Source organism: Paraburkholderia largidicola, from assembly GCF_013426895.1.
GTDB lineage: Bacteria > Pseudomonadota > Gammaproteobacteria > Burkholderiales > Burkholderiaceae > Paraburkholderia > Paraburkholderia largidicola.
In genome coordinates this window covers 1,144,534-1,157,583 of record NZ_AP023174.1, presented here as the reverse complement: position 1 = coordinate 1,157,583, position 13,050 = coordinate 1,144,534, and the positions used below count along the sequence as shown (strand labels likewise).

6 protein-coding genes are annotated in these 13,050 nt (G+C 63.4%); 3 read left to right on the top strand and 3 right to left on the bottom strand.

Features of this window, described 5'->3' with window-relative positions; genetic code table 11:
• Nucleotides 1-472: 472 nt before the first annotated feature.
• Complete coding sequence (locus PPGU16_RS05190) at nt 473-2,140, bottom strand: methyl-accepting chemotaxis protein (RefSeq protein WP_180721989.1); 1,668 nt, start codon at nt 2,138-2,140, stop codon at nt 473-475.
• A gap of 460 nt (nt 2,141-2,600) precedes the next feature.
• Here PPGU16_RS05190 and PPGU16_RS05185 point away from each other — a divergent pair, with 460 nt between their 5' ends.
• Both PPGU16_RS05185 and PPGU16_RS05180 read left to right on the top strand, forming a co-directional pair.
• Nucleotides 2,601-3,851, top strand: coding sequence for an MFS transporter (locus tag PPGU16_RS05185; protein ID WP_180721988.1), 1,251 nt, complete (start codon nt 2,601-2,603; stop codon nt 3,849-3,851).
• Between the two features lie 944 nt (nt 3,852-4,795).
• A complete protein-coding gene (locus tag PPGU16_RS05180; RefSeq protein ID WP_180721987.1) occupies nt 4,796-6,703 on the top strand; it encodes a propionate--CoA ligase in 1,908 nt (635 codons plus the stop codon).
• 24 nt (nt 6,704-6,727) lie between these two features.
• Here PPGU16_RS05180 and PPGU16_RS05175 read toward each other — a convergent pair whose 3' ends face one another.
• Nucleotides 6,728-7,516, bottom strand: a complete 789-nt coding sequence (locus PPGU16_RS05175; RefSeq protein ID WP_180721986.1) for a 5'-methylthioadenosine/adenosylhomocysteine nucleosidase — start codon at nt 7,514-7,516, stop codon at nt 6,728-6,730.
• Nucleotides 7,513-9,879: a UvrD-helicase domain-containing protein gene (locus tag PPGU16_RS05170; RefSeq protein ID WP_180721985.1), complete on the bottom strand. Its 2,367-nt coding sequence runs from the start codon at nt 9,877-9,879 to the stop codon at nt 7,513-7,515. Before PPGU16_RS05170 ends, PPGU16_RS05175 begins: the two co-directional genes overlap by 4 nt.
• 227 nt (nt 9,880-10,106) lie before the next feature.
• On the opposite strand from PPGU16_RS05170, the gene PPGU16_RS05165 reads away from it, so the two are divergent.
• Nucleotides 10,107-12,980, top strand: coding sequence for a valine--tRNA ligase (locus PPGU16_RS05165; protein WP_180721984.1), 2,874 nt, complete (start codon nt 10,107-10,109; stop codon nt 12,978-12,980).
• Nucleotides 12,981-13,050 lie beyond the last annotated feature (70 nt).

Below are 13,050 nucleotides of genomic sequence, written 5' to 3'. Positions count from 1 at the left end.
CCGAGTTGCAGCATGCCGCGCCAGATAGTCCACCGCCGCCCAGGTGGCAAACTTTGTGTAGGCCCAGGTACTCCCCACGCCTCACTTCGGACCGATAGCGCACGCGCCCCACACTGTAAGAGCACCAGGCTATACGACGCGACAACCTGCACACAGTTTGCCACCTGGGCTGCATACACCATTCGCTGTCGCTTGCTTTTGCACGAGTATTCGAAACGGGTGAGGCGCTTATTTGGAGCGTTGGCAACGCACACAAACAAAGAAGTTGCCGTATGAAGGATGGGGACGTTGAGGGCCCGTGGATAAACACACGGGCTGGCGGTGTGAGCCGCTTTCTTTTGCCTACTTTTCTTTGCGGCGGCAAAGAAAAGTAGGTGCCGCCCCGCACAGGGGCAACGCTTGCAGACCAGAATCAAACCGCGGATGCCAGCGAAAACAGGAGCAAACCACCCCAGCGTCGCAGACACCCCCCTCACTGTAAAGAAAACTTCGCCACAGCCACCTTCAGCGCCTGCGCCTGATCATCCAAAGCCCGCGCAGCGGCAGTAGCCTGCTCGACGAGTGCAGCATTCTGCTGAGTCCCAGCATCCATCTGCGACACCGCGAGGTTAATCTCCTCGATCCCCGAACTCTGCTCGGCGGAAGCCGCCGAAATCTCCCCCATAATGTCCGTCACGCGCTTCACGGCCTTGACGACTTCATCCATCGTCTGCCCCGCGTCCTGCGCAAGCTGCGAGCCGTTGCTCGCCCGCTCGACAGACGCGCTGATCAGCGTCTTGATCTCCTTGGCGGCCGCCGCGCTGCGCTGCGCGAGGTTGCGCACCTCGCCCGCCACCACCGAGAACCCGCGCCCTTCCTCACCGGCACGCGCCGCCTCGACGGCGGCATTCAACGCGAGAATGTTCGTCTGGAACGCAATCCCTTCGATCACGCCGATGATGTCGCCAATGCTCTTCGCGCTGTCGTTGATCTGGCCCATCGTTGCGACCACTCGGCCCACCACGTCGCCGCCCTTCTCCGCAATCGACGACGCATTGTCCGCAAGCGTACGCGCCTGCTTCGCGTTGTCCGCGTTCTGACGCACCGTCGACGTCAACTCCTCCATGCTGCTCGCTGTCCGTTCGAGCGCCATCGCCTGCTGCTCGGTGCGCTGCGACAGGTCGAGATTGCCCATCGAAATCTGCCCGGAAGCAGCTGCGATCGCCTCGGCGCTCGCCGCGATATGCGAGACGGTCGACGACAGGCCGTTCTGCATGTCGCGCAGCGCGGACAGCATGCTGCCGTTGTCTCGCTTGCCGAGCGCGATATCGTTCGACAGATCGCCCGCTGCGATACGGCTCGCGATCTCCTTCGCGTACACCGGCTCGCCGCCCAGTTGCCGCGCGAGTCGCCGCACGACCCACTCGCTGATGACGAACGCCAGCACGATCAACGCGATCGTCATCACGGCCATCATCACGAACGACGATCGATAGATAAACGACGACGCATCGATCGTCGCCTTTGCGGCCGTACCGCGCTGCGCGACCAGTTCATCGACGAGTTTTTCGAGCTTGCCCGTCTCGACCAGCAGCGACACGTCCATCGTGCCGACCTGCCAGTTCATCTGCGACAGATCGAGCGGCTGCGCCTTCACGAGCGTCACGAAATCGCGCAGATGCCCGCTCCACACACCGATCGCGGCAGCGAACTTCTTCTGCTGCGCGGCGGCGTCGGCGGAATCGGCGTATTGCTGGAGCGTCTTGAGTTCGGCCGACAGCGCCGTTAGCCCCTTGTCGATATCGGCGCCGAGTTCGTCGCGTTCCTTCGCGGTCGTCGCCGTCAGCAGCATCTTCTGGGCGCGGCTCGAGCGCAACAGATAGCCGCGCGCCTCTTCCGCGGCCCGGCTCGCGATGTGCCCCTGCTCGTAAATGGAACGCATCTGCCCGTTCAGGCGACTGATCTGCGCGAGCGAAAACACGCCGATCGCCAGCGTGCCCGCCAGCAGCACCGCGAAGGCGAACCGCAAGGTCGTCTTCACCGACCAGCCGCGCAACCTGCCGCCCGCCGCCTGTTTGCCCGAATGCGGCCGTTCTCCCACCGCTTCACCATCCGGCGCGAAGCCCGCGCGCGGCTGGCCACCTAGCGAAACTGCTTTCATATTTCTCGTCCCCGCTTTGTCGTGCTGCCGGAAAGGTCGGTTCCGGCATTGCTGCTTTTCTCTCCGGGTTGACGGCATCGCCGGCGGCGTTCTTGAGGCCGTCCGTCCGGCAATTTTCCCGGTCCTGCGCGCGCCGCCTCGTGGGCAGCGCGCCGCGTCGGATTTATACATTGGCCAAAATTCGTTGAGCGCGTTTTCCCACGTTTTGCGCCGCAGCTTTCACTCTAAATCGGCCGACGGCGCTCCATCCCGGTGCCGTCGGGAGCATCGGTCGCACAAAAAACAGGCACAACAGCTCGTTTGACGCGCCCGCCGATGTCCGAATCACGACAAAACTTGGCAGGACAATTGATGGGAGACACACTACACTTCATCAAACGCTAAAAACATCTGCTGCCGCCGACGGCCTTGCCGCAACTGCCGGCGTCTGCTTCCGAGCCACTCTCTCCTGACCGACCTCATGGAATCCAGCCTCGACAAAGGCGCCCTGGCTGGCGCCGCCGCTTCAGCTTCCGCCCCTGCCGCCCCCCGGCCGCAAGCGAAGACCGTTTATTCGATCCTTGGCGCGATCAGCTTCTCGCACCTGATGAACGACATGATCCAGTCGTTGATCCTTGCGATCTATCCGATGCTGAAGGCGAACTTCTCGCTGTCGTTCGGACAGATCGGCCTGATCACACTGACGTATCAGATCACCGCCTCCCTGCTGCAACCGCTGGTCGGCATTTACACGGACAAGCATCCGAAGCCGTACTCGCTGCCTGCCGGCATGGGTTTCACGCTGTCGGGGCTGCTGCTGATGTCGGTGGCGCCGAGCTTCGGCGTGCTGCTGATCGCGGCGGCGCTGGTTGGCTGCGGATCGTCGGTGTTTCACCCGGAGTCGTCGCGTGTTGCGCGGATGGCGTCGGGCGGCAAGCATGGTCTCGCGCAGTCGCTGTTCCAGGTGGGCGGCAACGCCGGCTCATCGCTCGGGCCGCTGCTCGCGGCGCTGATCGTGATTCCGCATGGCCAGCGCAGTATTGCGTGGTTTTCGGTAGCGGCGCTGGTCGGGATTCTCGTGCTTACGCATATCAGCCGCTGGTACAAGCATCATCCCGCGACCAAGAAGGCGCGTAGCGGACAGATCGCGCATGCGGCGCTGCCGCGCGGGAAGGTCGCGTTCGCGATGAGCATTCTCGTGTTGCTGGTGTTTTCGAAGTACTTCTATCTGACCAGCATCAACAGCTACTTCACGTTCTATCTGATCGACAAGTTCCATCTGCCCGTGCAGGCCGCGCAGGTGCATCTGTTCGTGTTCCTCGCGGCTGTCGCGGCGGGCACGGTGATCGGCGGGCCGGTTGGCGACCGGATTGGGCGTAAGTATGTGATCTGGGTGTCGATTCTTGGCGTGGCGCCGTTCACGCTCTTGTTGCCGTATGCCAATCTGTTCTGGACGGGGGTGTTGACCGTCATTATCGGTATCGTGCTGGCGTCGGCGTTTTCGGCGATTCTCGTTTATGCGCAGGAGCTCATTCCTGGCAAGGTCGGGATGGTGGCAGGGCTGTTTTTTGGATTTGCCTTCGGGCTGGGTGGGATCGGCGCGGCCGTGTTGGGGCAGTTGGCTGACGCGACCAGCATCGCGTATGTGTATAAGGTTTGTTCGTTCTTGCCGTTGCTTGGGATTTTGACTGTGTTTTTGCCGGATGTTGAGGGGAAGAAGGTCACAGGCTGACCTGCCGGCGCGGGTGTTGCCAGGTGGTGTTCTGGGGTTTGCGCTGGCATCCGCGCCAGGTTATCGGTCTGCGTGCGTTTGCCCCTGTGCGGGGCGGCACTTGGGCTTTTGTTTGCATAGCGGAAGCTGGGTGGTCTGCTTATGTTGTCGCTGGCATCCGCTAGATGTTATTGGTGCTTCACGCGTCGCCCCTGTGCGGGGCGGCACCTACTTTTCTTTGCCGCCGCAAAGAAAAGTAGGCAAAAGAAAGCGGCTCACACCGCCAACATTTCTTCCCGCCTGAGGGACCCCAACCGGTCCCTTACTTCACGCGGCAACTTCTCGATTCAAGTTCGTTGCCAGCGCTCCTGCAGTGCGCCTCACCCGCTTCATGTGCCCGCGTCGTGGCACGCACCACCAGACAGTCCCCCGCCGCCCAGGTGGCAAACTGTGTGTCGGCCCAAGTTCTCCGCACGCCTCACTTCGGACCGATAGCGCATGCGCCGCACACTGTAAGAGCACCAGGCTATACGACGCGACAACCTGCACACCGTTTGCCACCTGGGCGGCGCATACCATTCGCTGACGCTTGCCTTGGTACGGGTATTTGAAGCGGGTGAGGCGCTCATTTAGAGCGTTGGCAACGCACACAAACAAAGAAGTTGCCGTATGAAGGATGGGGACGTTGGGGGCCCGTGGATAAACACACGGGCTGGCGGTGTGAGCCGCTTTCTTTTGCCTACTTTTCTTTGCGGCGGCAAAGAAAAGTAGGTGCCGCCCCGCACAGGGGCAACGCGTGCGAACCAATAACATCTAGCGGATGCCAGCGACAACATAAGCAGACCACCCAAAGCGTCGCAGACAAAAAACCATGGTCTACCCGCGTTGCCCCCACCACAACCCCTGCTCTATCCTGTGAAAACCCGCGCCAGCGAAAAGCCAAAAGCCAGGAGGGGCCACGCCCAATGACCACCTACCGCGAATTCCACCGCCGCTCGATCGAATCCCCTGAAGACTTCTGGCGCGAAGAGGCCAACCGTATCCACTGGCAAACCCCATTCGACACCGTCCTCGACCGCTCGAACCCACCCTTCGCGCGCTGGTTCGTCGGCGGAAAAACGAACCTCTGCCACAACGCGGTGGACCGCCATCTCGCGGAACGCGCACAACAAAACGCCCTCGTATATATATCGACGGAAACGGGCATCGAGCGCCGCTACACGTTTGCCGATCTGCACGCGGAAGTGAACCGCATGGCAGCCGTGATGCGCTCGCTCGGCGTCAAGCGCAGCGACCGCGTGCTCATCTATCTTCCGATGATCCCCGAAGCCGTGTTCGCCATGCTCGCGTGCGCGCGTCTCGGCGCGATCCACTCGGTGGTGTTCGGCGGCTTCGCCGCGCCCAATCTCGCCGCGCGCATCGACGACGCAAAACCCGCGCTGATCGTCACAGCCGACGCCGGCGCGCGCGCAGGCAAGGTGATCGACTACACGCCGCTCGTCGACGAAGCGCTGTCGCGCGCGACGCACAAGACGCCCAAGGTGCTGCTGATCGACCGGCAACTGGCGCCCGAGCGCCTGAACGCGCCCTATCTCGTCGCCTACGAACCACTGCGCGAGCAATTCTTCGACGCGCACGTGCAATGCGAATGGCTCGAATCGACGGAGCCGTCGTACGTGCTCTATACGTCCGGCACGACGGGCAAGCCCAAAGGCGTGCAACGCGATGTCGGCGGCTATGCCGTGGCGCTCGCGGCATCGATGGAATACATCTTCCAGGGCAAAGCGGGCGACACGATGTTCACCGCGTCCGACGTCGGCTGGGTGGTCGGCCACAGCTACATCGTCTACGCGCCGCTGATCGCGGGCCTCACGACGGTCATGTACGAAGGCACCCCGATCCGCCCCGACGGCGGCATCTGGTGGCGGCTCGTCGAGCAGCACAAGATCAATCTGATGTTCACGGCGCCGACGGCCATCCGCGTGCTGAAAAAGCAGGACCCGGCGCTGCTGAAACAGGCCGATCTGTCGAGCCTGCGCACGCTCTTCCTCGCGGGCGAGCCGCTCGACGAGCCGACGGCGTCGTGGATCACCGACGCGCTCGGCAAGCCCGTCGTCGACAACTTCTGGCAGACGGAAACCGGCTGGCCGATTCTCGCGATCCAGCGCGGCGTCGAAGCGCTGCCGCAAAAGCTCGGCTCGCCGGGCGTGCCCTGCTACGGCTACGACCTGACGCTGCGCAACGAGCACACGGGCGAGCCGTGCGCGCCCGGCGAAAAAGGCGTCATCACGCTCGGCTATCCGTTGCCGCCGGGCTGCATGTCGACGGTATGGGGCGACGATAAACGCTTCGTCAAAACGTATTGGGAGAGCGTGCCGAACCAGCAGCTCTATTCGACCTTCGACTGGGGCATTCAGGACGAAGACGGCTACGTGACGATCCTCGGCCGCACCGACGACGTGATCAACGTCGCCGGCCATCGCCTCGGCACGCGGGAAATCGAAGAGGCGCTATCGGCGCACAAGGCCGTCGCGGAAGTCGCCGTCGTGGGCGTGACGGATCAGGTGAAAGGACAGGCCGCCGTCGCGTTCGTCGTCGTGCGCGACGCGGGCGCGTACGAATCCGATGAAGCGCGCGCGAAGCTGTCCGCCGAACTGTGCGCGACCGTCGACCGTCAGCTGGGCGCAATCGCGCGACCCGCGCATGTCGTGCTGGTGTCGATGCTGCCGAAGACCCGCTCCGGCAAGCTGTTGCGCCGCGCGATCGCGGCGCTCGCCGAAGGCCGCGACCCCGGCGATCTGCCGACCATCGAAGATCCGTCGGCATTGCAGCAGATCCGCGACGCCGTCGCGGCTGCGTTCAGCGCAAAGTGAGCGCCGTGAAAAACGGCGCGCGTCTCAACCGCGCGCCGACAGGAACCGCCGGAGAATCCCGCTCGAATACGTGCCCGCCAGTTCAGTCAGAAACGTGACGAACGACGCGGGCGCATGCGCGTCCGCCGTATCGGAAATGGTTCGCACGATCGCGCACGGCACGCCGTACTCGTAGCAGACCTGCGCGATCGCCGCGCCTTCCATTTCGACGGCGAGCGCATCGGGCAACGCGGCGCGCAGCAGATCGACGGACGTCGCGCTGGCGACGAACTGGTCACCGCTGATGATCAGGCCGCAATGCACCGTCGGCGCCGCTTCCGTCAGAAAACGCTGCGACAGCGCCGCGCCCTCTTCTTCGACGAAGCGCTCGCAGGCGTTGCGCAACGCGGCCGTCAACGGCGCGTCGGCGGCAAAGCGCGACATGCCGAGCAGCGGCACTTCGAAGCGCGGAAAAAGCGGCGACGCATCCAGATCGTGCTGCATCAACGTTTCGGCCACGACGATATCGCCGATTCGCACTGCGGGCCCGACACCGCCCGCCACGCCCGTGAACACCACAGCCTCGACGTCGAACGCGTGTATCAGCGCGCTGACCGTCGCCGCCGCCGCGACCTTGCCGACGCGCGCCAGCGTCACGACGCACGGCGCGTCGTGCACTGTGCCAATGTGATAGTCGCGCTTGCCGTGCGTGATGGTTTCGACTGCGCCCTCGGCCCGCATCGATGCGACGAGATCGCCGAGTTCGTCGGGCAGTGCCGCCATCACGCCGAGCGGGCGGCGCGGAATCGTCGCTTCGGACGGCAGCGCGCTCATTCGACCGCCTGCAGTTTCGCGACAGCCAGCGCGAGCCATTTCTCGCCGTGTCGCTTGAACTTGACCTGCGCCTTCGCGTCGGTACCGCCGCCTTCGAGCGCCGTGATCGTGCCTTCGCCGAACTTCGTGTGGAATACCTGCTGGCCGACGCGGAAGCCGGTGTCCGCGGCGCGCTGTTCGTTCGCAAACGCGGGCAAAGGCGCGCTCGCCTCCGTCGACGCCCCGCCGCCATAACCCTGTTTGCGATCCGGCCGCGAGAACCAGTCGCGACCCCAGCCCGCGTTATCGGAACGGCCGCCCCAGCGCGCGCCCGCTTCGACTTTCGGCGTCAGCCATTTGAGCGTTTCCTGCGGCAATTCGTCGAAGAAGCGCGAGCGGATGTTGTAACGCGTCTGGCCATGCAGCATCCGGCTCTGCGCAAACGACAGATACAGCCGCTCCTTCGCACGCGTAATCGCGACGTACATCAGACGGCGCTCTTCTTCGAGGCCGTCCGTTTCCATCGCGCTGTTCTCGTGCGGGAACAGGCCCTCTTCGAGACCCGTGATGAACACTGCCGTGAATTCGAGGCCCTTCGCCGCATGCACGGTCATCAGTTGCACGGCTTCCTGGCCGGCCTGCGCCTGGTTGTCGCCTGCTTCGAGCGAGGCGTGCGACAGGAAGCCCGCGAGCGGCGTCATCGTGTCGGGGTTTTGCGCCGGGTCGGTGGGATCCACGGCGTCGAGCACGTCGACACCCGGATCGTCGGTCGCAACGACCAGTTCGGGCGCCGCCGTCGCGCCCGGACGCAGCGGAATCGAGCGCGCGGGCGTATCGAGGCCGTAGCCTTCTTCACTGACGAAGGCCGTCGCCGCGTTGACCAGTTCCTGCAAGTTTTCGAGCCGATCCTGACCTTCGCGCTCGTTCTGATAGAACTCGGACAGGCCGCTTGCGCGCACCACGTATTCGACCGTTTCGGGCAGGCTCATCTGCGCCGTTTCGGCGCGCATCTTCGCGATCAGATTCGCAAAGCCGCCGAGGCTCGTGCCCGCCTTGCCCGTCACGTACGGAATCGCCACGGCCATCGACGTGTTGTAAAGACGCGCCGCGTCCGCCAGCTGTTCGATCGAACGCGCGCCGATGCCACGCGTCGGGAAATTGACGACGCGCGCGAACGCTGTGTCGTCGTTCGGATTGTCGATCAGACGCAGATACGCGAGCGCGTGCTTCACTTCCTGACGCTCGAAAAAGCGCAAGCCGCCATACACGCGATACGGAATGCCCGCGTTCACCAGCGTATGTTCGATCGTCCGCGACTGCGCGTTGCTCCGGTACAGCACGGCAATCTCGCTGCGCGAGGCGCCCGTGTTGATCAGCGCGCGAATTTCTTCGACGATCCAGCCCGCTTCCTGCGAATCCGTGGCCGCCTCGTAGACGCGCACCGGCTCGCCGTGGCCCGCGTCGGTGCGCAGGTTCTTGCCGAGCCGCCGCGAGTTGTTCGCGATCAGGTGGTTCGCGGCATCGAGAATATGGCCGTGCGAGCGGTAATTCTGTTCGAGCTTGATCAGGTTGCGAACCTTGAACTCCTGCTCGAAGTCGCGCATGTTGCCGACGTTCGCGCCGCGGAACGCATAGATGGACTGGTCGTCGTCACCGACGGCAAAAATCGCGTTGTGCTCGCCCGCCAGCAGCTTCAGCCACGCATATTGCAGTTTGTTCGTGTCCTGAAACTCATCGACCAGAATGTGACGGAAGCGCGCCTGGTAGTGCGCGCGCAGCGGCGGGTTGTACGACAGCAGCTCGTAGCAACGCAGCAGCAGTTCCGGAAAATCGACCACGCCTTCGCGCTGGCATTGCTGGTCGTACGCTTCATACAGCTCGACGAACTTGCGGTTGAAGTTGTCGGACGCGTCGACGTCTTTCGCGCGCAGCCCCTGCTCCTTCGCGTTGTTGATGAAGTACTGCAGGTTCTTCGCCGGATATTTCTCGTCGTCGATATTCAGGCCCTTCATCAGGCGCTTGATCGCGGAAAGCTGGTCCGACGTGTCGAGAATCTGGAACGTCTGCGGCAGACCCGCGTCGCGGAAATGCGCGCGCAGCATCCGGTTGCACAGGCCGTGGAACGTGCCGATCCACATGCCGCGCGTGTCGATGGGCAGCAGCGCCGACAGGCGCGACATCATTTCGCGCGCGGCCTTGTTCGTGAAGGTGACGCCGAGAATGGTCGGCGGCGATGCCAGGCCTTGCTGGATCAGCCACGCGATCCGCGTGATCAGCACGCGTGTCTTGCCGCTGCCTGCGCCCGCCAGAATGAGCGCCGGTTCGTTCGGCAGCGTGACGGCGGCGTGTTGTTCGGGGTTCAGGTTCGCGAGCAGTTCGGGCATGGATCAGGAGGAGAAACAACGGTTGCGGCGGGTGGTCCGTCATTATAAGACCGTGGGGCTATGCTGCCCGGCCGCGTGATTTCCGCGCCCGATTCGGCGGCTGATTGCGCGCCCCCTGGCGCCCGCGATGCGCAGCCGCGAGGGCAAGCGCGGCCCGCGCCTGCCGCATCCCTTTATAATTCAAGGTTTCAGGCATCTTTCCACGCATTTTCCGGCAGATTTTGACGATGACGACAAGCGACAGCACGCTGGCCAAGAGTTTCGAGCCGCAGACGATCGAGGCCCAATGGGGCCCCGAATGGGAAAAACGCGGCTACGCCGCTCCGACCATGGAGCCGGGCCGCAAGAATTTCTCGATCCAGTTGCCGCCGCCCAACGTCACGGGCACGCTGCACATGGGCCACGCGTTCAACCAGACGATCATGGACGGCCTGACGCGCTACCACCGGATGCTCGGCGAAAACACGCTGTGGGTGCCCGGCACGGACCACGCGGGCATTGCGACGCAGATCGTCGTCGAGCGCCAGCTGGACGCGCAGGGCGTGTCGCGCCATGACCTCGGCCGCGAAAAGTTCGTCGAGCGCGTGTGGGAATGGAAGCAGCAGTCCGGCTCCACGATTACGGGCCAGGTGCGGCGTCTGGGCGCGTCGATCGACTGGTCGCGCGAATACTTCACGATGGACGACAAGATGTCGGCTGCCGTGCGCGACGTGTTCGTACGTCTGTATGAACAGGGCCTGATCTATCGCGGCAAGCGCCTCGTGAACTGGGACCCGGTGCTGCTCACGGCCGTGTCCGATCTCGAAGTGGTCAGCGAAGAAGAAAACGGCAGCCTGTGGCACATCCAGTATCCGCTGTCGGACGGCTCGGGCCATCTGACTGTCGCGACGACGCGCCCCGAAACCATGCTCGGCGACGTCGCCGCGATGGTTCATCCGGAAGACGAGCGTTACGCGCATCTGATCGGCAAGACCGTCAAGCTGCCGCTCACGGACCGCGAAATCCCCATCATCGCCGACGACTATGTGGATCGCGAATTCGGCACGGGCGTCGTGAAAGTCACGCCCGCGCACGATTTCAACGACTATCAGGTCGGCCTGCGCCATAAGCTGCCGCAGATCGAAATCCTCACGCTCGACGCGAAGATCAACGACAACGCGCCCGAAAAGTATCGCGGCATGGACCGCTTCGAAGCGCGCAAGCAGGTCGTCGCGGATCTGGAAGCGCTCGGGCTGCTCGAATCCGTCAAGCCGCACAAGCTGATGGTGCCGCGCGGCGACCGGACGAACGTCGTCATCGAGCCGATGCTCACGGACCAATGGTTCGTCGCCATGACCAAGCCCGCGCCGGAAGGCACCTTCAATCCGGGCAAGTCGATCACGGAAACATCGCTCGATGTGGTACGCAACGGCCAGATCAAGTTCGTGCCGGAAAACTGGACGACCACCTACTACCAGTGGCTCGAGAACATCCAGGACTGGTGCATCTCGCGTCAATTGTGGTGGGGCCATCAGATTCCCGCGTGGTACGGCGAGAACGGCGAAATCTTCGTCGCGAAGACGGAAGAGGACGCACGCGCCAAGGCCGACGCTCAAGGCTACAAGGGCGCACTGAAGCGTGACGAAGACGTGCTCGACACGTGGTTCTCGTCGGCGCTGGTGCCGTTCTCGTCGCTCGGCTGGCCGAGCGAGACGCCCGAACTGAAAGCGTTCCTGCCGTCGTCGGTACTGGTGACGGGCTTCGACATCATCTTCTTCTGGGTCGCGCGCATGGTCATGATGACCACGCACTTCACCGGCAAGGTGCCGTTCGACACCGTCTACGTGCACGGTCTGGTGCGCGATGCCGAAGGCCAGAAGATGTCGAAGAGCAAGGGCAACACGCTCGACCCGATCGATATCGTCGACGGCATTGGCCTCGACGCGCTGGTTGCCAAGCGCACCACGGGCCTGATGAATCCGAAGCAGGCGGCGTCGATCGAAAAGAAGACGCGCAAGGAATTCCCCGACGGCATTCCGGCGTTCGGCACGGATGCGCTGCGCTTTACGATGGCGTCGATGGCGACGCTCGGCCGCAACGTCAATTTCGACCTCGCGCGCTGCGAAGGCTATCGCAACTTCTGCAACAAGCTGTGGAACGCAACGCGCTTCGTGCTGATGAACTGCGAAGGCCACGACTGCGGCTTCTCGAAGCCGGGCGCCTGCCAACCGGGCGATTGCGGCCCGGGCGGCTACACGGACTTCTCGCAGGCCGACCGCTGGATCGTGTCGCTGCTTCAGCGCGTCGAAACCGAAGTCGAAAAGGGCTTTGCCGACTATCGATTCGACAATGTGGCGAACGCCCTATACAAGTTCGTGTGGGACGAATACTGTGACTGGTATCTCGAACTGGCGAAGGTGCAGATCCAGACGGGCACGCCCGAGCAGCAGCGCGCCACGCGCCGCACGCTGTTGCGGGTGCTCGAAACGGTGCTGCGCCTCGCGCACCCGGTGATTCCTTTCATTACGGAAGCGTTGTGGCAAAAGGTGGCGCCGCTCGCGGCGAAGTACCCGGAAGGCCGTGCGGAAGGCGAGGCGTCGATCATGACGCAGCCCTACCCGATCGCCGAACCGGGCAAGATCGACGAATCGGCCGAACAATGGGCCGCCGATCTGAAAGCCGTGATCGACGCGTGCCGGAACCTGCGCGGCGAGATGAATCTGTCGCCGGCGACGAAGGTGCCGCTACTGGTGACGGGCAACGCGGAGCGTCTGGCGACGTTCGCGCCTTACGCGCAGGCGTTGGCGCGTTTGTCCGAAGTGCAGATCATCGCCGACGAAGCGACGCTGGATGCACAGGCACATGGCGCGCCGATTGCTATCGTAGGAACGGACAAGCTCGTGCTGAAGGTAGAGATCGACGTCGCCGCGGAGCGCGAGCGCTTGTCAAAAGAGATTGCGAGACTGAACGCAGAAGTTTCGAAATGTAACGCCAAGCTGCAGAACGAGAGTTTTGTTGCAAAAGCGCCGCCGGCGGTCGTTGAGCAGGAGCAGAAAAGGCTGGCAGAATACCAGACCACGATTGGCAAGCTGACGGCACAACTGTCGCGTTTGCCTGCCTGATTGACGCTGCATGCGCGCCGAGCCACCCGGCGCCGGCGCGCATCCCAAACCAGAGGACGCAGGGTACACA

Coding starts and splice junctions, on each gene's coding strand:
- PPGU16_RS05190 (WP_180721989.1), bottom strand. CDS start 2,140: ATGAAAGCAGTTTCGCTAGGTGGCCAGCCGCGCGCGGGCTTCGCGCCG.
- PPGU16_RS05185 (WP_180721988.1), top strand. CDS start 2,601: ATGGAATCCAGCCTCGACAAAGGCGCCCTGGCTGGCGCCGCCGCTTCA.
- PPGU16_RS05180 (WP_180721987.1), top strand. CDS start 4,796: ATGACCACCTACCGCGAATTCCACCGCCGCTCGATCGAATCCCCTGAA.
- PPGU16_RS05175 (WP_180721986.1), bottom strand. CDS start 7,516: ATGAGCGCGCTGCCGTCCGAAGCGACGATTCCGCGCCGCCCGCTCGGC.
- PPGU16_RS05170 (WP_180721985.1), bottom strand. CDS start 9,879: ATGCCCGAACTGCTCGCGAACCTGAACCCCGAACAACACGCCGCCGTC.
- PPGU16_RS05165 (WP_180721984.1), top strand. CDS start 10,107: ATGACGACAAGCGACAGCACGCTGGCCAAGAGTTTCGAGCCGCAGACG.